General features: G+C 48.6%; 29 protein-coding genes and 1 riboswitch. Of the genes, 14 read left to right on the top strand and 15 right to left on the bottom strand.

Annotation, left to right across the window (positions count from 1 at the left end; translation table 11 throughout):
• Positions 1–3 precede the first annotated feature (3 nt).
• Positions 4–678 carry a response regulator transcription factor gene (locus BBR47_RS21055; RefSeq protein WP_015892439.1) on the top strand — a complete coding sequence of 225 codons (675 nt, stop codon included), beginning with the start codon at positions 4–6 and terminating at the stop codon, positions 676–678.
• Positions 675–1739, top strand: coding sequence for a sensor histidine kinase (locus tag BBR47_RS21050; RefSeq protein WP_015892438.1), 1065 nt, complete (start codon positions 675–677; stop codon positions 1737–1739). Before BBR47_RS21055 ends, BBR47_RS21050 begins: the two co-directional genes overlap by 4 nt.
• Before the next feature lie 63 nt (positions 1740–1802).
• On the opposite strand, the gene BBR47_RS21045 is transcribed toward BBR47_RS21050, so the two are convergent.
• The 5 genes from BBR47_RS21045 to BBR47_RS21025 all read right to left on the bottom strand — a co-directional run bounded on the left by BBR47_RS21045 (position 1803) and on the right by BBR47_RS21025 (position 5720).
• Positions 1803–2828 carry a ThiF family adenylyltransferase gene (locus BBR47_RS21045; protein WP_015892437.1) on the bottom strand — a complete coding sequence of 342 codons (1026 nt, stop codon included), beginning with the start codon at positions 2826–2828 and terminating at the stop codon, positions 1803–1805.
• Between the two features lie 4 nt (positions 2829–2832).
• A complete protein-coding gene (locus BBR47_RS21040) occupies positions 2833–3540 on the bottom strand; it encodes a molybdenum cofactor biosynthesis protein (RefSeq protein ID WP_015892436.1) in 708 nt (235 codons plus the stop codon).
• A 103-nt stretch (positions 3541–3643) separates the two neighbouring features.
• The gene (locus BBR47_RS21035) at positions 3644–4462 is read right to left on the bottom strand and encodes an SPL family radical SAM protein (RefSeq protein WP_015892435.1); all 819 of its coding nucleotides are present in this window, start codon (positions 4460–4462) and stop codon (positions 3644–3646) included.
• Between the two features lie 12 nt (positions 4463–4474).
• Positions 4475–5188 carry a 2OG-Fe(II) oxygenase gene (locus tag BBR47_RS21030; protein ID WP_015892434.1) on the bottom strand — a complete coding sequence of 238 codons (714 nt, stop codon included), beginning with the start codon at positions 5186–5188 and terminating at the stop codon, positions 4475–4477.
• Entirely contained in the window at positions 5181–5720 is a 540-nt protein-coding gene (locus BBR47_RS21025) for a methylated-DNA--[protein]-cysteine S-methyltransferase (RefSeq protein WP_015892433.1), read from the bottom strand. The genes BBR47_RS21030 and BBR47_RS21025 overlap by 8 nt, the downstream gene beginning before the upstream one ends.
• Positions 5721–5892: 172 nt before the next feature.
• Here BBR47_RS21025 and moaC point away from each other — a divergent pair, with 172 nt between their 5' ends.
• The 5 genes from moaC (at position 5893) to BBR47_RS21000 (ending at position 11105) form a co-directional block, all read left to right on the top strand.
• Positions 5893–6375 (top strand): cyclic pyranopterin monophosphate synthase MoaC, encoded by a 483-nt coding sequence (gene moaC, locus BBR47_RS21020; protein ID WP_015892432.1) that lies wholly within the window; start codon positions 5893–5895, stop codon positions 6373–6375.
• 3 nt (positions 6376–6378) lie between these two features.
• On the top strand, positions 6379–7635 hold the full coding sequence (locus BBR47_RS21015; protein ID WP_015892431.1) for an MFS transporter: 1257 nt from the start codon (positions 6379–6381) through the stop codon (positions 7633–7635).
• Positions 7636–7695: 60 nt separating this feature from the next.
• Positions 7696–7812, top strand: a riboswitch (SAM riboswitch).
• An 82-nt stretch (positions 7813–7894) separates the two neighbouring features.
• A complete protein-coding gene (locus BBR47_RS21010) occupies positions 7895–9076 on the top strand; it encodes a pyridoxal phosphate-dependent aminotransferase (protein ID WP_015892430.1) in 1182 nt (393 codons plus the stop codon).
• Positions 9077–9230: 154 nt separating this feature from the next.
• A complete protein-coding gene (locus tag BBR47_RS21005) occupies positions 9231–9701 on the top strand; it encodes a hypothetical protein (RefSeq protein ID WP_015892429.1) in 471 nt (156 codons plus the stop codon).
• A 195-nt stretch (positions 9702–9896) separates the two neighbouring features.
• Entirely contained in the window at positions 9897–11105 is a 1209-nt protein-coding gene (locus BBR47_RS21000) for a PLP-dependent aminotransferase family protein (protein WP_015892428.1), read from the top strand.
• A 54-nt stretch (positions 11106–11159) separates the two neighbouring features.
• On the opposite strand, the gene BBR47_RS20995 is transcribed toward BBR47_RS21000, so the two are convergent.
• The 3 genes from BBR47_RS20995 to BBR47_RS20985 form a co-directional block, all read right to left on the bottom strand.
• Complete coding sequence (locus BBR47_RS20995) at positions 11160–11978, bottom strand: alpha/beta fold hydrolase (RefSeq protein WP_015892427.1); 819 nt, start codon at positions 11976–11978, stop codon at positions 11160–11162.
• Between the two features lie 143 nt (positions 11979–12121).
• Positions 12122–12970: a family 1 encapsulin nanocompartment shell protein gene (locus BBR47_RS20990; protein WP_007721249.1), complete on the bottom strand. Its 849-nt coding sequence runs from the start codon at positions 12968–12970 to the stop codon at positions 12122–12124.
• Positions 12971–13007: 37 nt separating this feature from the next.
• Complete coding sequence (locus BBR47_RS20985) at positions 13008–13607, bottom strand: IMEF encapsulin system ferritin-like cargo protein (protein ID WP_015892426.1); 600 nt, start codon at positions 13605–13607, stop codon at positions 13008–13010.
• Positions 13608–13937: 330 nt separating this feature from the next.
• Here BBR47_RS20985 and BBR47_RS20980 point away from each other — a divergent pair, with 330 nt between their 5' ends.
• Complete coding sequence (locus BBR47_RS20980; protein ID WP_015892425.1) at positions 13938–14219, top strand: DUF2325 domain-containing protein; 282 nt, start codon at positions 13938–13940, stop codon at positions 14217–14219.
• A 63-nt stretch (positions 14220–14282) separates the two neighbouring features.
• Positions 14283–14429: a hypothetical protein gene (locus BBR47_RS31375; protein ID WP_015892424.1), complete on the top strand. Its 147-nt coding sequence runs from the start codon at positions 14283–14285 to the stop codon at positions 14427–14429.
• A gap of 29 nt (positions 14430–14458) precedes the next feature.
• Here the strand turns inward: BBR47_RS31375 and BBR47_RS20975 are convergent, their stop codons facing one another.
• The 3 genes from BBR47_RS20975 to BBR47_RS20965 form a co-directional block, all read right to left on the bottom strand.
• Positions 14459–14737, bottom strand: coding sequence for a S1C family serine protease (locus tag BBR47_RS20975; protein WP_015892423.1), 279 nt, complete (start codon positions 14735–14737; stop codon positions 14459–14461).
• Positions 14738–14759: 22 nt separating this feature from the next.
• Positions 14760–16208 (bottom strand): recombinase family protein, encoded by a 1449-nt coding sequence (locus BBR47_RS20970; RefSeq protein WP_015892422.1) that lies wholly within the window; start codon positions 16206–16208, stop codon positions 14760–14762.
• Between the two features lie 111 nt (positions 16209–16319).
• Complete coding sequence (locus BBR47_RS20965) at positions 16320–16640, bottom strand: winged helix-turn-helix transcriptional regulator (protein WP_015892421.1); 321 nt, start codon at positions 16638–16640, stop codon at positions 16320–16322.
• Between the two features lie 201 nt (positions 16641–16841).
• Between BBR47_RS20965 and BBR47_RS20960 the strand changes: the two genes are divergently transcribed.
• Entirely contained in the window at positions 16842–17936 is a 1095-nt protein-coding gene (locus BBR47_RS20960) for a YheC/YheD family protein (RefSeq protein ID WP_015892420.1), read from the top strand.
• Here the strand turns inward: BBR47_RS20960 and BBR47_RS20955 are convergent.
• Entirely contained in the window at positions 17881–18408 is a 528-nt protein-coding gene (locus BBR47_RS20955; protein ID WP_015892419.1) for a S1C family serine protease, read from the bottom strand. The genes BBR47_RS20960 and BBR47_RS20955 overlap by 56 nt on opposite strands.
• A gap of 246 nt (positions 18409–18654) precedes the next feature.
• On the opposite strand from BBR47_RS20955, the gene BBR47_RS20950 reads away from it, so the two are divergent.
• The gene (locus BBR47_RS20950; protein WP_015892418.1) at positions 18655–19188 is read left to right on the top strand and encodes a PadR family transcriptional regulator; all 534 of its coding nucleotides are present in this window, start codon (positions 18655–18657) and stop codon (positions 19186–19188) included.
• A gap of 53 nt (positions 19189–19241) precedes the next feature.
• Here the strand turns inward: BBR47_RS20950 and BBR47_RS20945 are convergent, their stop codons facing one another.
• Both BBR47_RS20945 and BBR47_RS30505 read right to left on the bottom strand, forming a co-directional pair.
• Positions 19242–20354, bottom strand: a complete 1113-nt coding sequence (locus BBR47_RS20945; RefSeq protein ID WP_015892417.1) for an aminopeptidase — start codon at positions 20352–20354, stop codon at positions 19242–19244.
• A gap of 173 nt (positions 20355–20527) precedes the next feature.
• On the bottom strand, positions 20528–20620 hold the full coding sequence (locus BBR47_RS30505) for a YjcZ family sporulation protein (RefSeq protein WP_016742096.1): 93 nt from the start codon (positions 20618–20620) through the stop codon (positions 20528–20530).
• 186 nt (positions 20621–20806) lie between these two features.
• Between BBR47_RS30505 and BBR47_RS20935 the strand changes: the two genes are divergently transcribed.
• The 3 genes from BBR47_RS20935 to ytxJ all read left to right on the top strand — a co-directional run bounded on the left by BBR47_RS20935 (position 20807) and on the right by ytxJ (position 22330).
• Complete coding sequence (locus BBR47_RS20935; protein ID WP_015892416.1) at positions 20807–21040, top strand: hypothetical protein; 234 nt, start codon at positions 20807–20809, stop codon at positions 21038–21040.
• 442 nt (positions 21041–21482) lie between these two features.
• A complete protein-coding gene (locus tag BBR47_RS20930; protein WP_081437260.1) occupies positions 21483–21881 on the top strand; it encodes a hypothetical protein in 399 nt (132 codons plus the stop codon).
• 122 nt (positions 21882–22003) lie between these two features.
• Positions 22004–22330 carry a bacillithiol system redox-active protein YtxJ gene (gene ytxJ, locus BBR47_RS20925; protein WP_015892414.1) on the top strand — a complete coding sequence of 109 codons (327 nt, stop codon included), beginning with the start codon at positions 22004–22006 and terminating at the stop codon, positions 22328–22330.
• Between the two features lie 72 nt (positions 22331–22402).
• On the opposite strand, the gene BBR47_RS20920 is transcribed toward ytxJ, so the two are convergent.
• Positions 22403–24559: a cell division protein FtsA gene (locus tag BBR47_RS20920; RefSeq protein ID WP_015892413.1), complete on the bottom strand. Its 2157-nt coding sequence runs from the start codon at positions 24557–24559 to the stop codon at positions 22403–22405.
• Positions 24560–24838 lie beyond the last annotated feature (279 nt).

Below are 24838 nucleotides of genomic sequence, written 5' to 3'. Positions count from 1 at the left end.
AACGTGACCACGATTATGGTAGTCGACGACGATCCGCATATTCGCGAGCTCGTCAGCGTCTTCTTGCGCAATGAAGGCTTTACGATAGTGGAAGCCGTTGACGGACAGGAGGCACTGGACAAACTGGAGTCGGTTGCCGCACAACTGGTGATTCTTGACATCATGATGCCGAACATGGACGGCTGGGAGCTGTGTCGAAAACTTCGCGAGCATTATGATTTTCCCTTGCTCATGCTGACTGCCAAGGGAGAGACCTCGCAAAAAATCAAAGGTTTTGAGTTAGGGACAGACGATTATTTGGTGAAGCCGTTTGATCCGCAGGAGCTGGTCGTCCGGGTAAAAGCGCTGCTCAAGCGCTACCGGATTGCCGCTTCGCATCAGGTTCAAGCAGGAAAACTCATACTTGATCGTAAAACATTTGCAGTCGCCAGTGGCACGAAAACATGGACGATTCCACTAAAGGAGTTCGAGATGTTGTTCAAACTGGCCAGCTATCCCGGGCAGACCATTTCCCGTGAGCAGCTGATCGAACAAATATGGGGCTATGATTTTGAAGGAAATGAGCGGACAGTAGACGTGCATATCAACCGATTGCGGGAGCGTTTTCCGGAAGCGATGTACGGCTTTTTGATCCGGACGGTCCGGGGACTTGGTTATCGTTTGGAGATTGTCGTATGAAAAAGAGGCGACAAGACGAACATTCCTATATTTTGCTGAAAAAAATCGTAGGAGTTGTGGGTATATGTGCGGTTTTTGCCTTGTGCGGGCTAGGTGCATACGGGATTACCACTCTCTTTTATAGCTATATGGGCTATCATCTCAATGATCTTGTAAAAGTGTTGATCCATTCCGTTTTGAACTGCCTGTTGTTTATTGGGGTTGGGATAATTATTTCTTTCTTCACCATGTCAAGGCATCGAGGCAGGTTTCAACCATTGATTGATGCGCTCAGACGAATTGCCATGGGGGATTTTCGAGTCAATCTCGACATCAAGCTGGCGAATGAATGGGGGGAGCTGGTGGACGGCATTAACCATGTCGCGGAACAATTAAATGAAATGGAGAAGCTACGTCAGGAGTTCATCTCCAATGTTTCCCACGAAATTCAATCACCTTTGACGTCCATTAGCGGGTTTGCTCGCGCCCTGCATAATGAAAGACTTCGCCCAGAAGAGCGCATTCGTTACCTGGAGATTATCGAATCGGAAAGCAAGCGGCTGTCCAAGATCAGCGACAACCTGCTTAAGCTAACTGCGCTAGAGGGCATCCAGCATGATTTGGAGCGGAAGCGGTATCGGTTGGACACGCAGCTACGCGCACTGATCCTCGCCAGCGAGCCGCAATGGATGGCGAAAGAGATTGAAATGGACATAGACCTGGAAAAAGTCGAAATCGTAGCCGACGAGGATATGCTGAGTCAAGTCTGGACCAACTTGCTTGGGAACAGCATCAAATTCACCGAGGCAGGCGGGAAAATCAGCGTAAAGCTGAAGACGGTAAACGGTGAAGTGCTCGTGAAAATAACCGACACGGGAATCGGGATATCCAAGGAAAATCAGGAGCGCATTTTCGAAAGATTTTTCAAGGCAGACCCATCGCGGAACAGAACCAATTCGGGCAGCGGTCTGGGGCTGGCGATCGTGAAAAAAATAATCGATTTGCATCATGCTACGATTGTCGTTGAGAGTGAAGAAGGGAAAGGTACCACGTTTACGATTACCTTTATTCAAACGGCATAAAAAAGCTGCCCCTTCGTCCGAGTGACGGTCTGGGACAGCTTATTTTTATTACGGGTAAACCAGTTACGCGCCGATATACTTGGCATGAAGCGAACGTGCCAGGCTGACGTCATCTGTGCCTTGCACGAGGACGCGACCATCCGGGAAAATAACGAGTGTGTACGTATCAACACGGAAACGCAGCAAAAACTTGTTTTGTTCGACTTGTCCCAAAGGGGAAAGTCTAGTTGCCAATGCATGCAGATCAAGTGTCATTGCAGCGGCGGGTGAGATTTGTACGGTGTCTCGACCGCAAAGCGAAACGGCTTGTCCATCTTGGGTATCCGGCTGCAAAAACGAAAATTGCTTCTCCCCACATGTCGGACAGTCGTCTCGGCGGGCATTGACCACCTTGATTTGCTGATGGCGGTTATGCCAAATCTCAAAGTGCTCCAGATTCGGATTGAGCTCATCGATTGCGCCTACTAACAGTTTGAATGCTTCCGTTGCCTGATAGGAGGCGACGATGTGAATGATCGGTCCGATGACGCCAGCCGTGTCACAGGTAGGCATCTCACCCGGGTTTGGCGCTTCAGGGAAAAGACAGCGCAAGCAAGGTGTGATTCCCGGACGAATCGCGGTAAAGGTTCCGGTCGCACTCACAGCGCCACCGTACACCCACGGAATACTATGTTTAACGCAAACATCGTTCACGAGGTATCTCACCTGAAAATTATCTGTCGCATCCAAAACGAGATCGACATCTGCCAGCAATTCCTCCGCATTGTAAGCGGTGAGGTCTGCGACGATCGGTTCGATGGTAACGGCTGAGTTGATCTTCGTCAGCTTGGCGTGGGCGGCGATTGCCTTTGGCAAATGCTCGGCTGCATCGGATTCATCGTAGAGCATTTGACGCTGTAGGTTGCTCGGCTCGACGAAGTCGCGGTCAATGATGCGGACAAAACCTACTCCAGCCCGAACCATATGATTGGAGAGAACCGTTCCGAGCGCTCCCATGCCGACAATGGCTACACGGCTTTGACCGAGTTTTTCTTGTCCACTGCGCCCGATCGGATGAAACAATATTTGACGGGAATAGCGAGTATCCAAGGCGTTACTCCACCTTTCCTTCTGGCATCGCAAGCGGATTCCACGGTCCTTGTTGATGTCCCTTCCACTCGCTTCCATCTTCCCACATTTCTTTTTTCCAAATAGGAACAATCTGCTTGAGTCGTTCGATGGCATAGCGGCCTGCTTCAAACGATTCATTGCGATGCGCTGTTGCAACGGCACAGACAACTGCAATCTCTTCCACAGTCAAATGACCGATACGATGGTGCATCGCGACTTGCGCTCCCGGCCAGCGTTCCTCGATCTCAGCTGCGACCTGCTTCATTTTTTCAACAGCCATAGGCGCATATGCTTCATAGGACAAATACACGGTGCGCTGACCATGGGTAAATTCCCGAACAGTTCCGACAAAAGTAAGGATCGCACCCGCGTGCGGGTTGCTCACCAGACGAACGAGCTTGTCCGCAGAAATAGGCTCCTCGGTAATGGCAAAGCGCGGGTTTTCTTCTCCGCCGCTTACTGGAGGTAAGAGGGCAATCTCGTCGTCGGCTGAAATGACCTGATTTTTCGCTGCATATTCATGGTTGATGGAGACAAAGCAACTGCCCAAAAGCGCAGAGAGCGCAGGATATTCTTTTTCCACTGCTTGCAGAAGATCGCTAACGGTAGCACCTTCAGATAAGGTCAACTGTACTTCCCGGGCATTCGCACGTTCGGCGAGTCCGGCAAATAACAAGATCGTAATGGTCAAGACAATTCCTCATTTCCCTGGATGATACTACTCTCTAGGCTAGACGATATCATAAACCGATCAAAGTTGCCAATGAATGGGGTGTTACAATCAAGGGTTGATGCTAAGGGGCGAAGCCTTCCTGACTCAAATAAATCTGATCCGGGGGAAAAACACGTAATAGCCGATCATGGACGATCCGATAGGCGGAAGGATCGTACCATTGCTCCAGTCCAAGCTGTTCATAGAGGGCGGGAATGCCGTTTCTTTTCGTGCGCTTACCGCCGCTTCCATCTCCCATATAAAAATCGTCGACACAAACACGGGTGACCAGGGGACGCAAAATCTCCGGGAATGACTCACTGCTCGGTAAAACAGGGGCAATCGTTGCTTGTGTAGGGATGCCTGCTTCCGCCAAGCGCTGGAGTGTTTTGAGTCGCGCTTGAATAGGGGGAGCTTGTGGGCTAAAGTGCCTGCGAATCTCCTCCAAATCGGTCTCGACAGTCATGCTGACGCGGACGCGATCACCCAACAGGAGCAACAAATCGGCATCCCGCCAAACCAAGGGACTTCGAGTCTGCACCAGCAAAAAATCAGGTGGATTCTCTACCATGACTTCGAGTAAAGACCTCGTTACCTTTTCCGTTTGTTCGATGGGCTGGTATGGGTCTGTACTCGAAGACATGAAGATGGTCACCTTTCCTTTTTTCTTAGCCCGCAAAAGCTCCTTGCGCAATAAATCGGCAGCTTGCTGTTTGATATCTACCCACGTGCCCCATTGCTCGTTGCGAAACAAAGAGACAGGCATTTGCCGAACATAGCAATAGGAGCAGGCGAAAGAACAGCCAGTATACGGATTGAGCGAATGGGTGTAATCCGCAAGAAATCCGCTTCCTTTATTAAGGAGGGTTTTCGGCACTTTATAGGAAAGGATGCTTTTCATATGGGGCGTTCCTCACTTTGCATCATGAAAAATAATTCCGAGGCTGTAGCGCTTTCCTGAGGTAATCGTGCTGACACCGTGGCGCAGCGTATTTTTATAGTAGCCTCGCGTACCCTGCACAGGACGGTAGGATGTCGGGAAAATCAGACCAGCGCCTTGGTCCAAGGTTATCACATGTCCCCGGCTCTGCGCGCGCGGTCGTTGCTCCATCAGTAGAAATTCTCCGCCCCTGTAGTCCTTCTCCTTCTGATTCAAGGCAAAAACCACTTGAAACGGGAAGAACACCTCGCCGTACATATCCTGATGCAAGCAATTATAGCCACCTGTTTCGTATTTCAAAATTAATGGAGTAGAGCGCAGCTGACCCTGATCGTGACAGTGGGCCAAAAATTCAGGGAGGGTAGCAGGATAAATAGCTTCGCGACCAAGCAGTTCCAGCCACCGATTTGCAGTCTGCGCAAGCATCGGATAAAAGCCTTCGCGAAGCTCCTGCAAAAGCGAGGGAAGGGGAGCCTGATAATAGCGATACTCGCCTTCACCGAAACGGTACCGCGCCATCTGGATCGTATTGCGAAAAAGCTCATCCTGTCCGTACATAGCGATTAATTCTTCGCACGCATCCGCGCTTATTAAGGAAGGAAAAGCAGCATACCCTTGTTCATCCAGCTCCTGTTGCATGGATTGCCAGTCAAGTGCAGCAATCCTTTCTGTCACTGATTTAGCCATGCTTCACACCCCGATTTGATTTTTTCTCCAGATTGAGCAGAGTTGTCTTCATGGGCAGTCCTCCGCGATAGCCAGTTAGTGAACCATTTTTACCGACGACACGGTGGCAGGGGACTGTAATGAGAACCGGATTGGCACCGATTGCGGCACCGACGGCACGAACAGCAGCGGGCTTTTCAATGATGTTCGCAATGTCGGTGTACGATGCCGTTTGACCGTATGGGATTTGGCGCAGTGCCTCCCAGACAGCAAGCTGAAAAGGCGTTCCAGACAGGTCGCAATCCATGGAAAAATGCTCGCGCATCCCCTGCAAATACTCCATAAGTTCTGTTGCAAAAGGCTTTAGCCACGGATCGTCTTGCACTAGTGCACTGTGTGGGCGATGCTTTTCAACCCACGCTTCCAATTCAGCAAAAGGCTGGTTGACTGAGCCGACATAACAAAGCCCGGAAGCCGTTGCAGCCAAATAAATGCTCCAATCCCCATGTCTCAGTATTGACCAACGTACCGTCTGATCCTTCTTCGTTTCCATTTCCATACGCCTCCTTTGAGCTGTGTACGCACAGTATACCTCCCTCACTTGTTCTTCGTACGTTTTTAGGAGTGGATGAGCAAGATAACGAAACTACGCCATCTACATTCCCATTGCTTTTATCCAGCGGCGGGAGTAAGGTAGGAGAAGATAGAGGAGGAACGATACTCGTATGACTGATCAATTAACACATTTTAATGAACAAAATCGAGCTCGGATGGTAGACGTGTCCGAGAAGGACGTCACAAAACGGGTGGCTGTAGCCGAGAGCCAAATCAGCATGAAACCCGAAACCCTCGCCCGTATCCGCGAAGGTCGAATCGAAAAGGGCGATGTACTCGCCGTAGCGCAGGTAGCAGGTGTCATGGCTGCCAAAAAAACGTGGGAAATCATCCCGATGTGTCATCCGCTGCCATTGACTGGCATCGACATACAATTTGCTTTTGAGGACGAAACGACGCTTGCGATTACAGGAACCGTGAAGACGACAGGGAAAACAGGCGTCGAGATGGAGGCATTGACCGCTGTAAGCGTAGCGGCTTTGACGGTGTATGACATGTGCAAAGCCATGGATAAAGAAATGATAATCGGTCCGACCAGTCTGCAATCCAAAACAGGCGGAAAAAGCGGCGATTTCCATCGGGGAGAGAAGTAAGCCATGAGGCAAAAGTGGGAATCTTATCCGAGCAGCATTCGTTTATTGGCGATTGCTGCCGTCATTTTTTCTACCGGAATGGCATGTATTTGGCCGCTGGTCACGATTTATATTCATAACCATCTCGGAAAGCCGCTGACTGTAGCCGGCTTCTTGTTGCTTTTAAACCAAGGCGCATTCTTGATCGGGAGTATTGTTGGCGGGATGCTGTTTGACCGCTGGGGCAAAATGCGCACCATCATTGTCGGTTCCATCGGCGTTATCCTGATTTCGCTCGGATTAGGTGTTACGGAGGATTTTACGATTTATGTTGTGCTGCTTCTGCTGAATGGACTGTTTTATGGATTACTTTCTCCTGTGATGAATGCATTGGCTGTCGTGTTATGGCCGGACGGAGGACGTAAAGGAATCAATCTGATTTATGTCACGCTCAATGTGGGGGTAGCTGCCGGTTCTGCGTTGGGCGGCTTCTTGGCCAGTGTGTCATTTGCTTGGACGTTTTTCGGTAATGCTATCTCACAAGTGATCGTCCTCGCCATGTTCATGCTCATTTTGCCGCGTCAGTTAAAAATGGTGGAACAACAACGCCAAAACTCGACGACTGGACAAAGCATGCCTGAGCAAGCAACTGATGATGTGCTGCGACAACCACAGCAAGAGCCAAAGGTGGTATGGGGAGCCTTGCTGCTATTATGCGGGGGGCTATTAATTAGCTGGATTGTCTATGTACAATGGACAACCGTGCTGTCAACCTATATGCAATCCTTGGGCATTTCCCTCCGTCAATACAGTCTGTTGTGGACGCTGAACGGCGGCTTGATCCTGTTTGGTCAGCCATTGATTGCCTGGGTCATTCGACGCTTTGCCCGAACGCTAAAAGCCCAAATGCTCTTGGGCGCCTATATTTTTGCCTTGTCGATGCTGATTTTGTCGCAATCAACGGCTTATGCAGGCTTTGTGGCGGGGATGTTCATCATGACGCTGGGCGAAATGCTCGTGTGGCCAGCGGTGCCAGCAGTTGCTGCACAGTTTACGCCAGAGGGACGAGAAGGCTTCATTCAAGGGCTGATTGCGGGGACTGGATCAGCTGGGCGGATGCTCGGACCACTACTTGGGGCCTTCATTTTCCAATCGATTCATGCCCAGGGACTATTGTTCGTGATGGCAAGCTTGTGTCTGTTGTCTGTTGCATTTTTCGCCTTCCACACCTCTTTTCATAAAAGAAGGCATCACGTGCCGGTTCAGAATCAAGCATCTTGACACGATTTGCGTGCTCAAGTAGTATGATATAGACGAAAAAACAGTATATTCCGTGTGTTTGACTTATTCAGAGAGGTGGAGGGACTGGCCCTATGAAGCCCGGCAGCGGATCTGTTCCATGTGATGGACAGATGCTGTGCCAATTCCAGCAGGATTTTTTTTCCTGACAGATAAGGACGTGACCAAGCTGATCTCCCCCTTTTTCTGTATGGAAAAAGGGGGTTTTACTGTATTGGCCCAAGAAAGGAATGGAAGAAAGATGCGCATTCAACCCGCCGATATGATTGATCGACTCCCTACCCAGTTTTTTGCGACCCTGGTGGCAAAAGTAAACAAGGTCATAGCTCAAGGCCATGACGTCATTAACCTGGGGCAGGGCAATCCCGATTTGCCGACACCGCCGCACATTATTGAAGAATTACAGGCGCAAGCGGCACAACCACTCCATCACAAATATCCGCCTTTTCAGGGACGCGTGGAACTGAAGCAGGCAGTAGCTCATTGGTATAAGCAAGAATTTGATGTGGACCTCGATCCGGAGGAAGAGGTAGCGATTTTGTTTGGCAGTAAAACCGGACTCGTAGAGATTTGCCAAGTACTCATGAACGCAGGCGATGTTGCACTGGTTCCAGACCCAGGCTATCCGGATTATTGGTCGGGGGTTGCTGTTGTCAACGGACGGATGGTTATGATGCCGTTGAAGGCGGAAAATGACTTCTTGCCAGACTACAGCCAGCTGTCCCAGGCTGATTTGGATCGAGCGAAACTGATGTTTCTCAACTATCCGAACAATCCGACAGCAGTTAACGCACCACTCGAGTTTTATGAGGAAACCATTCGTTTTGCCCGAAAACACGAAATCGTCGTCTGCCACGACTTCGCCTACGGAGCAATCAGTTATGACGGGAAAAAGCCGGTCAGCTTCATGCAGGTTCCGGGTGCAAAAGAAGTGGGTGTAGAATTTTATACCCTGTCCAAAACGTACAACATGGCAGGCTGGCGAGTAGGTGCCATGGTAGGTAATCGTGAGCTAGTTCGTCTGATTAACCTCATTCAGGACCATTACTTCGTCAGTCTGTTCGGTGCAGTACAGATGGCGGCAGCCAAAGCGATGACGGATTCGCAACAGTGCGTCCGCGATCTCGTCGCTGTCTACGAAAGCCGCCGCAATGCCTTGTACTCCAATCTGCATCGGATTGGCTGGCAGGCTCCGCCATCTCAAGGTTCGTTTTTTGCTTGGCTTCCTGTTCCAAGCGGCTTCACATCGGTGGAGTTCTCTGACCTGCTTTTGGAAAAAGCGCATGTCGTCGTAGCGCCAGGAAATGGCTTTGGCCCAACAGGTGAGGGCTATGTGAGAGCGGCTTTGTTATCCAATGAAGAGCGTCTCGCGGAAGCGGTCCAGCGGATTGAGCGGTTAGGGTTATTTACGAAAACAAAATAAAAGCGAGGCAAATTGGCCACACTACCGTATAGATGGAGTGTGGCTTTTTTCTTCTAGAATAAAAATCATTCTCATTATTGACAGATAATGATTTTCATTATACGATGTCATTGTTGTTAATGATAATTAGTCTCAGCGAGAGCGGGAGGGTACCATGCGCTATCAGATTAACGGTTACACGGATATGTATACGGTGATCGCCAACGAGCGAAAAATCGGCGGAGCCATTGAAGCAGGCCAGATTCGCTTGCGGACGGGAGAAGTTTACGCCAATGCTGTTCTCACTCGTTTGGAAATGTCAGGTGCGCATTTTTGCTCGATCGGATTTGTTACGGAAGAAGGCAAAAGGCTGATTGTCCATGTGAATGATATCAGCATGATCGCTGATGCTCGTCACGTCAACGTATGTGAGCTGACGAACGAATGCATGAGAGTAGAGAAGTCAGCAGAGAGACTGAAGCGATTGAAGCGACTCTGTGAGCTGAATGAAGGCAGCTGTACGCCGACCTTCCAGGAAGAGGCATTGCTGTTGGCAAGCGATATCGGTATGGAAGAAGCGTCTAATCATGTCGACCTCTCTTTCCTTCCACAAACAGAGAAACCACGTATGTTCCGTATTGCTTAGGAAAATATAGCCGATACATATGGACCCCTTTTCGTTTCATACGAAGAGGGGTTTTTTGCATGCAGTGTGTGAAGACTAATGGTTGAACAACCGCTCGACATAGTCAAAACCTATCTGCTCATAGCTAGCAAAGATTGGACTTACGCAGTTGACAGTGATAAAACAAGGATAAGCAAAATCAAGGGGGAACGGAACATGGAGTACTCATTTTCAAAATCTGTCGAAGCACTATCCTCCTCGGCTGTCCGGGAAATCTTGAAGCTGACCCAAGGCAATCAAGTGCTCTCGCTCGCAGGTGGACTGCCAGCAGAGGATTCTTTTCCAATCGCAGAGATGCGCGAAGCGTTTAACCGCGCATTTGAAAAAGGAGCAAAAGCTCTTCAGTATGGATTGACCGATGGATACCTGCCGCTTCGTGAGTGGATTGCATCCCGCATGAAGCAAAAGCATATGAACGTCGGTGCAGATAATATGATCATCACTACGGGCTCTCAGCAAGCAGTTGACTTGTTGTGCCGTGTATATTTAGACGAAGGCGATGTCGTTCTCGTCGAAAACCCTACTTATTTGGCAGCGGTTCAATTGTTCCAATTCCGGGGAATCAAAGCGATTCCGGTAGACGGTGATGCCAATGGGATGGATTTGGACGATCTGGCGAAAAAAATTGCCCAGTATCGCCCGAAAATGGTGTACGTCATTCCTACCTTTGCCAATCCGACAGGAAAGGTATGGAGCCTTGAGCGCCGTCTTGGCTTGCTTCGTCAATGCAAGGCGCAAAACATTCTCATCCTGGAAGACGATCCATATGGAGAGATCCAATTTGATGGGGAAGCTCCGTACCGTTCCATTTTCTCACTGGATGAGCATCCGACCGATTGCTGTGTGGTGTACACCAGTACCTTCTCCAAAATTGTCGCACCAGGCTTGCGTACCGGATGGGCCATCGGTGATACACGCGTGATTCAAATGATGGTGAAGGCGAAGCAAGCAGTTGATTTGCAGTCGAGCACAATCGACCAGTACGCTCTGTATGAACTGCTGTCCCGCTTTGATCTGGAACGTCACATTGAGAAAATCCGCGAGTCCTACAAGGCACGCATGGAATGGATGCATGAGCTCTTGGTTGCGCAAAACTGGGAGGGTGTACAGTGGGAAAAACCAAGAGGCGGGATGTTCCTCTGGGTGAATCTGCCTGAGCATTTCGATGCAGAGAAGCTGCTGGCCCAATCCGTAAAGGAAGGCGTGGCATTCGTGCCAGGGAAGCCGTTTTATGCAGCCGAGCCGCATCTCAATACGATGCGCTTGAACTATACGCTGTTGAACCGGGAAGACACGGAGCTTGCGATTTCACGACTGGGCAAGGCATTCCACGCCTACAGCGAATCACTGGTGACAAATGTTTAATAGAAGCAAAAAGACAACCATTCTCAAGGAGCTGGTTGTCTTTTTTATGCATGTTTACTGGGATAGCTCTCTTTGTGCCCGATCCAGCCATTCATTTACAAGCTCTGTAAACAGAAGTGGCTGCTCGATCTGCAAATTGTGACCGGCACAATCGAGAGCGGCAAAAGAAGAGCGGGGATAGGCTTCGATGATATCCCAAATATCGCGATAACCGACAGACTGGTCTTGTTTCCCCACAACAAATAGACTCGGATGGGGGAAGGGGGCCGTATCTAATGGGAAGGAGACGCCATACGCTTGTCTAATTTTCATGAGAAAAGCAGGGTCAGAAAGCATGTAGCCGTCGATAATCTCTTTTTTATAGCGATTCCACGTATAATCGGTAGCGACTACCGCCATCGACTCAAACTCCGCACGTTCCGTCTCACTCAACTGCTCCCAGAGGGAAGGCTCCTCTACTAGAACGGGTTTATCCGGCAGTGTGCGTTTTTCTTTGTCAGGAATGACATTTGGGCAGATGAAAAGGGCACCCTTTACTTGTTCCCGGCGCTTCTCGATAACTGCTCGTGTAAGATATCCGCCGTATGATTCACCTGCAATGAAAAAGGGCTCACCTGGAATGAGTTGATCGATGAACGCGAGCACAACCTCCAGAATATCGTCCGTGGTGTGGATACGTTCGTAGTTTTCCGTTTGTCCCATTCCTGGCAGGTCTATGTAAAGCCGTCGGTACCCCGGATGTTTCTCAAAAATCGGTTCCAGACAACCAGTCATGCAGCGGTGATCAAGTGAAAAGCCGTGAATCATCACGACAGGAAAACCGCTTCCGATCTCTTCATAATAAAGGTTGACGCCATTGACCTCGCATCTCATAAAAAGCCCCCCAACGACATTTATATCAGACTGTTTGGAAAGTTTGGAACGTACGTTCTTATTATAAGTGATCTGTTACATATTTCAAGGATGAAAAAACACACCCACAACGAGAACCGTCAATGGGTGTGTCAAAGGGCTTCCTATTCTTCTGTTTCTTCCAAGGTGCAAATGGCGCTTGGACGCTTGATACGCAATACAACGCACTCATAGACACGGAACAGACTGTTCATTTGTTCGTCTCCAAGAAATGCGGAGTCGAAGTCTTCCGCAATCGCCAGATCGAGATTGTGGCGACCAGTGGCTACCAATACGCCGGAGCGGCCTTTAATGGTAGGGGATTGGAAGACACCATCTGTAACGAGATTGCGAACGTGCTCGATCTCAAGCACGTTGGTGCCTTTGTGTACGCGATGCAAGAGAGAGTAGAGCTCAGGAGAAACAACCAGTGCATACGGACCGCTATGGCCCATTTTCAACAGCTTGTTGCGTGCTTCCACGATGTCGGCAAACGCATTGCCAGATTCCATCCAATCGCTCTTTAGATGAGTGAGGCGTCCTTTTACGTTCATCAGACCAGGTAGGTCGAATTCCGCAGCACCGTTGAAGATCAGATCGTCTTCCATCAGTGCACCACCAGCAGCTGCGTTGGCAGCCGCGCTCATGTCCAAAGGCATGCCCAGTGTGCGTGCTTGGGCAACGTCGCGCCAGTAGAGCATGAAATCCTTGTACAGGATCGGAATCGTCATGCTGACACGGCGGCTAGGCTGTGTCATTTCCAGTGATTCTCCGCGCAGGGAGAGACCACCAAAACGGGATTCCTCATATACATCGTTGGTAATGGTTTGGATACCTTCACCCAATGGTCCATAAATATCGATAAAACGACGTCCCACTAGCTGACGGCGAGCCATGTCAACAACAGTTGCGTCCAGTTGATTCCATTCTTCCGTCGTCAAGGGAGAGTCTGGGTATTTACGAAGCTTGTCCATAGTGTAACCTCCATGTCATTTCAGGATTTCCGATTCTTTACATTCCTTTCAAGCTGCCAACTGTCAGTCCTTTTTTACCGGTAACGGCAGGGGCGGAATGCTTGATCACGGAAGCAACACCGTGAGGAGCGGAAGCCGAGGCTTTCAAATGATCTACCTGGTGAATGTCGTGCCCCTCATCATGATCAGTGAGATCAGGATGAGCCGCATCAGAGAATCGTTGGCTCATGTTCGCCATGATCTCTTTGACTGTCAAATAGTCTGTATGCGTCTTTTCACGCATGCCATCCAGGAGCTGACGTGTTTCGTCATCCTTGAATTCGTACAAAGAGAGCTCCAGATGCTCGCGGAAATTATGCAGTCCAAAACGTTCCAGATTCACATCGGACAGCATTTGCGAGAGGTCCCGATCACTTAGCTGATCCAAGCTTTTTCCTGCTGACAGCTTCTCCAGGTAGGGAACCAATTCCTGCAAGCGACCCATGCGCTGTTCTTCTTCTTCCAAAATGTGATGGTAATAAAGACGAGTGTGCTCGTCCGTTGCCGCATCGATAATCGGCTGGATAACGCCCATGAAGTTGTTGATGTAACCTCTGGTGCGATCAAAAATGGCGTGCAGCTGTGTAATTTCTTGCACCCTACGCCACCTCCTCATTCACAATCTATTTTTTCATTATACCGTTGGAAAAAACACCCGGGCAACACCTATGTACATTTTCTTATGACTGCGAAGGATATGATGCGGTGTGATTTGGAAAAGAGAGCGGGAACGTTAGAGCGCCGTGGCTTTGCCTTTAGGCTTAGTCTCTAGTTTTGTTTTTTGACAAAAAAGTTATCATGGAGAGTATTGTCAAAGACAAATGGGAATGATAATATTTATCAATAAGAGTGATATTCATTATCAATTAGTATTCAGAGAAGAAAACATAAATCTTACATTCACCTAAATTTAAGGAGGTAACAAGTTATGTCATCGATTTTAGTAATAGGCGGAGATCGCCTGGGCAATATTATCGAATTACTGCAAGGGCAAGGCTTCAAGGATATTCATCACGTAACTGGACGGAAAAGCTCGCAAACCGGGGTGAAAATTCCAGCTGGTATCCACATGATTTTGGTGTTGACTGATTTCGTCAATCACAACTTGGCCAAAACGGTGAAAAGCCAAGCCAAAGATCGCGAGCTGCCCATCGTTTTCTGCAAGCGTTCGTGTTCTGCGATTGCCAAAGCTTTTGACCTCACTGCGTAAATACATACCCTCCAGATCGGGTAGACTACGATCGTTAGTCTGACACCAACGGAGGAATGTCGCATGGAACAGAATCGTTTGGGTGAACTGCCTATCGCACAGCTTACGGCCGCTCAGCTGCAACAATTAAAACAGGCAGAAGAACAAATCAACACAGAAGGTCCAAATGTATATCTTATTGCATTAGAGAAGCATTCCCCGTCCTCCTAGACGGGGTTTTTTGTTGAAGCGTGTGCTTCTCACTTAAATACGTACTGCTCCAGTTGCATTTTGAGGGCGTCAATCCCGATAGCGAAGCCTAAGCATTGGCTGGATTGAATGATGAATGCATTGAGACCAACGACTTCCCCATTCAAATTAATGAGTGGACCTCCGCTATTTCCTGGGTTAATCGCAGCATCCGTCTGAAAAATTTCTTCGTACATTCGCTTCGCAACCTGTAATCGGCGGTTTTTAGCACTAATGATTCCCGCTGTCACAGAATTTTCCAAACCAAGTGGGGAACCACCTGTAAGCATACAAACAAAATCAGAGGAAGTTTTAGTGGAAAGACAACAGACGCAGGCACACCTCTCGATTTTTTTGACCAGAGGCAGCGTCTGTTGCTTCCACTTCAACACGTTGGATGAGCATGCACACGAGCAATCGCCGTTCTTTTTCATTTGCATACGACCAAATAAGGTTCCAATTGGAAAGAGCATCTGGATCAAACTGGTCTACACTTGAAAAAACAGAGTAAGTGCGTTCTCGTTCTTTCGCAGCTCGCTCCAATGTATTGATTTTCTCTCGTAGGTCTGCCAACGAAAGGAATCCCTCTTCATAAGCTTGTTCCCAGCGCTGCTTCCGAAGTTGCAGCTCTTGCCCGGTTTCTTTCGCGGAGCAGGAATTCGACTGAAACAAAGTCTGAACGACTTCCTGCAACGCAGCAATTGACTCTGGTGAATGCTGCATCAACTCTTGCACCATGGCTTTTTCCAAGCGATCCTCACGTATGGCTGGAGCATCACACGTACCAGCCAGCTTGTTTTTACATAAGTAGTAGCGGTGCGTGTAGCGTTTTTCCCCTTTTCCTGTAATGGTGGTTGTTTTCCCGCGCATCGAGGAGCCGCAACGCGAGCAGTATAGCAATCCGGAAAAGAGGTAGCGGGAGCTGAGAACGCGGGGGTGGCTTGTTCCGCGAGCACTCATCCGTTTCTGCACCCGGGAGAAACAGGCTTGATCGATGATGGCCGGGTGAGTTGCCTCTTCGATTATCCATTCCTCGGGGTCATTGCGTTGTTGATCGGCGTCGGTGTAATTCCAACGCAACGCGCCATGATAGACCGGATTTTTTAACAGACGAAGCACGGCACTGGCACTCCAGGAAGCGCCATTTTTCCCGCGTAATCCGGAATGATTTGCCCATTCGGCGATTTGGCGCGGAGATTCGCCTCGATCATAGCGCTCGAACATGCTGCGTACGCCAGATGCTTCCCTTTGATTCACGACCAGTGTTCCTTGCACCAGATTGTATCCAAATGGTGCAGGTCCTCCTGGTCGTTTTCGTTCTCTTGCCATCTGGCTCATCCCCAGCTTGACCCGTTCTGCCAAGTTTTCCCTTTCCCATTGGGCGAGGGCAGCCACTAAGGTTATAAAGAGTCGCCCGATTGCCGTAGTCGTATCGTATACCTCGGTGCAGCTTTTAAAATGTACCGCATGTCGATCGAACTCCTGGAGGAGCTGATACAGATCAAGGACAGAGCGAGTAAGCCGATCGAGTCGATAGACGAGGACGACATCGATTTCACCCGTTCGGATATCTTGCAGGAGCTGACTGAGTGCGGGGCGCTTCGTATCTTTGGCACTGACGCCTTCATCTGCGTAGACTGCTTGGACTTCCCAGCCTTGGGAGTGAACATACGAGAGCAGCTTTTCCCTTTGAGCGGGGATCGAAAATCCTTCACGTGCCTGATCCTCTGTACTGACGCGTATGTAGATGGCCGTTCGCATTCCCCGTCCTCCCTTCACTTTGGGTTGCTAGAGTGTACAGCAAAAGGGAGGCGCTTATGCCTGACCACAATAAAAAACCCCGCTTATCCGTCTTGGACAAGTGGGGCTATGCTACATCCATTTTTGGCCCCATTCGTGAATGGAATCAATGACAGGACGCAGATCTTTTCCTTTATCGGTCAATTCGTATTCAATGCGAACTGGGATCTCTGGGTACACTTTGCGCTCCAAAATCTCGAGCTCTTCCAGCTCCTTCAGTCTTTCCGAGAGCATTTTATCGCTCATATGAGGAACCATTTCCCGGATATCTTTGAATCGTACAGTCCCGCGTAGCAACACATGAATAATCAGGCCGGTCCAGCGTTTTCCAAGGACGTTCATTGCGCATTCATATTTTGGACACATGTGTTCGCCAGAAAAATCATGACTCATATCGGCGTCACCTCTATCTTGCAGCATTATTGTTGCCCTTTATTCTAACAGATTAGCTTGAAAAAAGTAAGTAACGAAAAACTGGAATGACACTTTATCAATGCTTGAGAGGTCAAGCCCGTTTTCATGGACAAATGTTTCCCTATTAGGAGACCACACATACACTAATCGCGAAAGAAAAGAAGCGAAGAGGGTGTTGCGATGCTTCCAAAACGGGTAATCGGCATTTTAACCTGGCGGGAGGGGTTACGCTTTGAGGAACCAGCCTATTTGCGCAAGCTGGTTCAAACAGGGCAAAAGCTGGGCGCAGAAATCTACCTGTTTTCGCATCAGGACGTCAATGTGTCCGCCAGAAAGATCAAAGGCTTCATCCCCAAACCGAATGGGGGGTGGATGAGTAAATCGTTCCCTTGGCCAGAAGTTGTCATCGATCGGTACCGACGCAGGGTAAAGGAGTATATCCGGCTGCGAAATAGCGATCTGTTTTTCTTTGCAAACAGTCCGTTCAGTAAAAAATGGAGAGTGACGAATCTGCTGGCTTCTGATGAACGCGTCAAACGCTGGATTCCGGAGACGCATGTTTACGAAAAAGGCAAGGTCCGAAACATGCTCGCACGCCATGGGCTCGTCTATGTCAAGCCAGGCAATGGCACAGGGGGAAGAAGCATCCTCAGAGTGAAGAGCAGCGGCAAGGATTATAGCCTCTCTGGATGTGACAAAAAGCATAAGCATCATGTAGCTCGAATTGATACGGTGGAAGGCGTGGAAAAATGGGTCAAAACGTGGGTAGAGGAGCAGCGCATTCGCGATGGCAATTTCCTGGTGCAGCAAGGCTTGGACCTCGGACTGCTACGCAAGCATGTCGTCGATGTACGGTTATTGATCCAAAAGGACGAGCGTGGGGAGTGGACGGTGACAGGGTGCGCAATACGCATGGGGGAGAAGGGTAGTGCTACTTCCAATTTGCATGGAGGAGGCAAAGCGATTCCCTTTGAATGGTTAATGTCCAGGCGATTTGGCGAGGAGCGTGGAGAGCTGATCAAACAGGAATGTTACCGACTTGCTTTTGAGGTAGCAAACACGCTCGAGGACTATTTCGGCCGCATGATGGAATTCGGGCTGGACATTGGGGTAGATGTGGACGGACGCGCGTGGTTAATCGAAGTGAACCCTAAGCCGGGGAGAGAGGTTTTTCGTCAGATGGGTGACATGGCTCTATACAGAAAGGCGATAGCCCGTCCTATTCAATTTGCGCTGTATTTGGCCCGGAACCAGGCTCGTTTTTTGTCTCTTTGAATACAGATGGAGAACCGACGCTAATGACCCATTCTCCTACTTTTGTATGAGAGGAGTTGCCTAGTGGCAGCGGGTATAGCTTGCAGTCTGCATCAATTTTGATGACGGCGTAATCCCGGACTCGATCAGCTATAATGCGTTTGGCTTCAAACACTCTACCGTTATATAGCTTCACGAAAATGTTTTTGGATTTGCCGATGACATGCTCGCTCGTCAAGATATACCCTTTCGGATGAAAAAGAAATCCGGAGCCAAAGCTTCGTTCCATGGGTGGAGAATTATCTTCATGATCAATGAGGCTGCGAATTAACGAATCCACGTCTTTGGAATGGGGAGCATCCTCGGTTACGATGGAGACTACTCCCTCTTGAACTCGCTCGACAATGGGAACGAAGAAATTGAATGGGTGCAGACTGCTGCTGCTCACAGGGTACTTTACCCGCGTATATTGGGACCATTTTTTACTTTTCACCGATCTCTCCCCCTACAGCAGATAGGTATGTATCATCTTATGGGGAGGGGAGAGGGAAGGGACGCCCAATTTCTAGTCGAATGTATGGTTATATCATTAATTTTGATTGATATGATAAAGAAATAGCATTGGTATAATTATTTAAATGCATTTATAATAACATGTAGTTAAAGAATATTTCGAACATAAAGGCTAAGTCCTAGCCGCTAGAGAGAGAAAAAGAACGGTAACGGAGGATGCGAAGAGATGGATGTTAAAACGATCATACTGGGTTTCTTGAGCTATGGGGAAATGAGTGGCTACGATATTAAGCAAGCGTTTACAAACAGTATTGGATTCTTTTATGACGCTAGCTTTGGTGCTATTTATCCAGCATTGCGCAAACTGGAGGAAGAAGGCTTCGTAACGAAGCAAGAAATCATTCAGTCTGGCAAGCCGAACAAGATTTTGTACCGAATTACAGAAGCCGGAAAACAATCGTTCCGTCAAGAAATCCAGACGCCTATCTTGCCGCCAGTATTGCGTTCAGACATGCTGGTTAAGATTTTCTTCGGCAAGGGCCGCACGATCGACGAACAAAAGGATTTGCTAGAGGGCTGCTTAGATACGCAACGTCAATTGCTCCAACAAAGTAAGGCCTCTTATAAAAAGCTGGAAGTAAATTTTGACGAATATCAACGCTTTTGCTGGGAGTATACCATTCATCATCTGGAGTCAACGATTTCCTTTATGGAACAAAAGATGACTTCCTTGTTGAAACAACCAGCTTATTCCGTTTAGTAATAAAGCGAAGGGCTCATGTCTTGTGAACAATGAGCCCTTCGCTTATTTATTTATTTCAGGTTTTCTGGATTGAGGCATTCGAGCTCTGGTACAACAAAACGTCCGTCTTTGCGGATCAGGCGATCGTCAAACCAAATTTCTCCACCGCCCCACTCAGGACGTTGAATCATAACCAAGTCCCAGTGAATGGAGGATTTATTTCCGTTAAACGCTTCATCATAGGCCTGTCCTGGCGTGAAGTGGAAGCTTCCGTCGATTTTTTCGTCGAAGAGGATGTCTTTCATCGGGTTTTGGATGTACGGATTCACACCAATCGCAAACTCCCCTACAAATCTAGCACCTTCATCCGTATCAAAGATTTCATTGATCTTCTCTGTATCGTTTGCAGTTGCTTCGACGATTTTGCCGTCCTTGAAGGTCAGCTTGATATTGTCGTATGTAAAGCCTTGGTAAGGAGATGGCGTGTTGTACGCGATCGTACCGTTGACGGAATCACGGACAGGGGCAGTGAATACTTCTCCGTCAGGGATGTTGGCTTCACCAGCACATTTGATTGCCGGAATATCTTTGATGGAGAAGGTCAGATCAGTTCCTGGCCCTACGATACGTACCTTGTCGGTTTTCTCCATCAGCTCGACCAAGCTGTCCATGGCTTTATCCATTTTGCCGTAATCAAGCGTGCACACTTTGAAATAGAAATCTTCGAAAGCAGCGGTGCTCATATTAGCCAACTGAGCCATGGATGCATTTGGATAGCGAAGCACGACCCATTTGGTATGCGGTACGCGAATGTCCAGTACAGGACGCGCTAGCAGCTTGGAATGCAGCTGCATTTTGTCTCCAGGGACATCAGAGAGCTCACTAATGTTGTCGCCGCCGCGGATGCCAATGTAGCAATCCATTTGTTTCATGAAAGCCACATCTGCTTCACGCATGATACCCAATTGTGTTTCGTTAGCACCCATCAAGAGCTCACGCTGAACGGATTGGTCAATCAATTGGACAAACGGATTTCCTCCAGCTTCGTATACCTTGGCAATAACGGCTTTCGTCAGATCGGTAACGTTGCCAATAGAGTAAATTAAAACGTTTTCACCAGGCTTGACAGTCACTGAATAATTGACGAGGACGTCAGCTAGTTTTTCAATTCGTGGATCTTTCATAGGAAGGGGATCCCTCGCTTTCCATATCATTCTTGTCCATTGTACACAACTCAAACAGAAAAAAGCTACCCACTGTCGAGGGTAGCTTGCGGAGGAAACGCACTTGAAGGATTCGGTACTTCATGTATATGCAACGGCCTGCTGAATATGGCTATATCTTCGGGGAAGAAAGATTAGTCGCAGCTGCATGCGATAATAACCAGCAGGATGAAAAGAATCAAAACCAGAGTGAAGCCGTCGAATTCTCCATTAAAGATGCCGCTCATCGAATAAACATCCTCCTCATATATGTGTTAAGCCTCTTGTGCTTACATCTACAACATATGGGTGATCGCATAGGACCGAACCGGGCATCCGCCCATTTTTGAGAAATTTGATGTTTATTATTCTGAAAAGCAGGAAAAGCTAGAGGATACCAAAAGACTTTGCAAGTATGAAAGGATGTTTATGTGATGCAAAGATCATTATCGAGCCTACAGCATGATCTGGTCCAAATTACGATTAATGTTGGAGAAGACTTTAAATCCATTGTGTGGAAAGCGCAGTACGATATGGACTTCAATACAGAATGTCTATTTTGTTTTTCCGAGCAAATTACTGGCTACCGTGTAGAAGACGAAGATGGAAAAGCAGGGAAAGTCGCTGTTTGTCCGCATTGTGAAAAAGTAAACGCGATCTACGCGTGAGATTGAAGTTTGATGTTTAAAAGAAAGACGATGCTGATTGTTGGCACCGTCTTTTTTCTTTCAAGTTTTAGTAAGCTACAGATGTGCCAACAAAGCTGGTGAGAAGAAAAAGCACAGGGCTCGTAGACCTTGACAACGCCTACCCAGTCGGAACTTCAAAAAGGGGACCCGGTTGTCGAACACTTCTTCCCTGAGAAACATCCGCCCGTAGGGTGGCTTTGGATCGACGGTCCCCTTTTTGAAGTGGAGACGGACAGTCAATCCCCCTTGTGGGCGTGTCAGAGTCGAAGAGAACTGTGCTTTTTGTTCTCCTCCACTATGTTGACTCTAGTTTATATCTGGCTCTATATCCACCAAGTACCACCTGCTCTCTAGCAGGATTGAAAGGAGGACCCTCGAATAGTATGAGAGACATACATATAGATAGGTAGGGGTGAACACCGTGCAAAAGAGATGCACCCGCTGTGGGAACGAAATGGAGATCGAGCTGCGCAACGTCGTGTACCGGAAACGAGTTAAAATCATGAATGTACCTGTACAAGTCTGCGTGGACGAAGACTGTGACCATTCCCAAGTGGTAGATGTGATTAAGGATGATTTGAAGTCACTCATGGAGGAACTGGGCCAACATCCGCAGCGTCAGGCAATCGAATTCGAAGAAGTGTCAGAGTTATCCAACTTATTGGTATTGATTGCTAATGAGAAGGTGAATTCGACCGCTAGAGAACTACTTGGTGAAAAAGTCAACGAGCTATTGGATCTGTTTTTGTTGGCGCAGTCCCTTGGCGATGAAAAATGGATGCTGGAGCTACGTGAACGTCTAACGAAAATCATGGTGTAAGGAATAAGAGATGCCTAGAAGATAGGTATCTCTTTTTTCATTTCTCCACGGCACCGCAAATGTAGACTTTGCTGCTTGGACTTATGTATACTGGTAGGCACATGAGATAAGGAGAGATGAACATGTCACAGAAACAGCTTCACTCCATAGAAGAACTGGATGAGTTCGTAGCGAAAAATGGGAAAAAGCTTTTGTTTAAGCATAGCACGATCTGCCCGATCAGTACGTCTGCCTATGAAGAGTTTCAAACGTATTTGCAGGACAATCAAGTGGAATCTGCGGTCATTCTGGTACGGGAAGATCGCCCTGTCTCCAACGCCGTTGCGGATCGTTTTTCCATCAAGCACGAATCCCCGCAAATCTTTTTGCTGGAAGACGGAGAAGTAAAGTGGCACACGTCTCACTGGAAAATTACAAAAGACGCGATTAGCCAGGCGCTCAACGTGTAATCAAAAAGCCGGGACACCCGATAAGCGAGGTGAGACCGGCTTTTTGCATGGAGAAAAAGAGCATTGGAGAAACTATTCCCAGAATAGCTCCAACTTGTCTCCACTTTTCAATTCTGTCTGGAAGTTGGCTTGTTCGCCGTTGACGAGCATCACAAATCCAGAGATACTCTCACGGTCGGGCTTTTCCAAGGAAACATCGACGAAACGGAAGACGTCGCTAAACACAGGTGTTGACGCAGGTGAGGACTTTACTATGATGTCGGCACCTTCGCTCACAGGATCAGAGGCATTCGCCGCTTTTCCGTCTACCGTAATCGTTACCTGTGCGACAGGCAATACGACCCGTTCACCATTGAAGTGGACGATCATTGTCTCCTGTACCCATTCTTCCAAGGGGATGACATCTTGTATAGAAGGGGCGGGGATTTCATCCAGTCGATAGACGAGGACATCACCTTGCCGGATGATATCTGTCAAGGCTGCTGGTCTTCCGTTCAGCTCGATCACCTCGACACGGGACGGAATCGAATAATCTTGTCCATTCACAGAAAAGCGCAAGCCTGATTCCGCTGACGTTTTCAGTGCGGCGAGCTCCAGTACTTCATAGACAGTACGGGGAAGGCGGATGTCCACCTCGGCACGATCTGTGATCAACGTATCGAGAGTAGCAGTCGCTCCATTAACATGTACGACTGGACCGAGCGAGTAGGGACGATCATTACAGACCACTTCAAGCGTGTCCAGCTCATCGAATAAATCTTTGGCAAACACACGTGCATCCTCGCCATTTGTACCAGCCACTACGGTGATTTGGTCCCCGTCATTGATTGGCGTGTCGAGACTGACGCCCTCTCCGTTGCGCTGAATCACCGGCGCTGTACCATGACCACCTGGAATCATTTTCATCCGTCCGTTTACGGTGACGGTCATCGCCAATCCGGGGCGACCATACAGACGGCGGATATCCAGTCCGGATGCAATGAGCGCATCACCCAACGTCATTTTTCGCAAGTCGAATATGCGCACAGGAGTGTCATTGACTGTAACCGTTACATAGCGCAATGGATGACGTCGAGCAGCAACAGCAATGCCGACTGGCGTTACAAACTCAGGTCCACTGAGCCCAGGATTGTCTCCAACGTATTGTTTAATCGCATCGCCGCCTCTAACGGCAACACGGGCGGCAGGAATATTCAAGACCTGAGCGACTTTTCCAGTAAGTCCAGGGGTGAGGCTGCCACCGCCGATCAGCATGACCGCTTGCGGAGCTTTTCCGTTGAGCTCCAATATTTTGAAGGCAATTTTATCAGCGAGCTGTTGGATGTCTGCTTCAATCGCACTGGTTACCTCGGCAGCGCTCATCGTATGCTCCATGCCGAGAATGTCGGTGAAGGTGACGGACTCCTCAGTGGATAAGAGACGCTTCACTTCTTCTGCCATCGGAAAATCCATGAGAAAGGCGTTCATGAGCGCATCCGTGATTTCATCGCCTGCAATAGGAACCATGCCGTAAGCGGTAATGGCCCCTTCCTCAGTTAACGCTACGTCAGAAGTACCTGCTCCAATGTCGACCAAAGCGATATTCAGTCGGCGCATCGTCACAGGAATCAGGACATTAATGGCGGCAATCGGCTCAAGCGTCAATGCCTGCATTTCCAGATCGCATCGTTTCAGAGCAGCGATCAGCGAGTCGACAACCACGCGTGGAAGAAAGGTTGCGATCACATCTGCGCTTGCTACGTCACCCCGCTGATCAATCAGGCTCCCGATCAACTCTCCATCCAGATGGTAATGGACGACGCTGTAACCCACGCAATAATAGCGGGTGACGTCTTGGTCCTTTAGCTCCTGGGCTAATGCGGCTTGGGCCTCCTGTACAGCGGAAAACTCCAACGCGACAACATCTTCACGCGAGATGAAGGCATGTCTGGCTAAGGGCATATCCACACGCACGCGGCGGGTTCGCAATGATCGACCAGCAGCAGCGACCGCTACCTGATGCAGCTTGCCGTATTTTCCCTCCAGCTCTTCTTTTATTTGTTGAATCACCTTAGCTACGGCGACAATATCGTGAATTTGCCCATCGAGCATGGAGCGTTCATCGTGCTCTCGAATGGCGCAGTCCAATACGCGGTATTGCTCGCCGGTCGTTTCCACGATCAGGCCGACGACGCTGCGCGTTCCAATATCTAATGAAAAAATAAGCTCAGGGGCTATGATGTCAGACAAAAGTAGGTCACTCCTTGTAAGAGGTTGTTCATGAAGTCTTTACAATACTTATCGGTAATTTTGGACTGTATCGGAAAGGAACAATCGCTTTTAGCTAGAACATATATCCAAAACTATTCGATTTGAAAGGGAAAGAATCCTGTCGAATCAAGGAATCTTCTTCGTTTTGACGAATAATTGGAAAAGATAAAAAAACAGAAAAAATTTACTTTCGCGCTTTTTGGCGCTAAACTGCTGACAAGGGTCTTTGAATCGATTATAATTACCCTAATTTATCGA

It is taken from the genome of Brevibacillus brevis NBRC 100599 (assembly GCF_000010165.1).
Lineage (GTDB): Bacteria > Bacillota > Bacilli > Brevibacillales > Brevibacillaceae > Brevibacillus > Brevibacillus brevis_D.
This window is presented reverse-complemented; position numbering and strand designations above follow the sequence as displayed.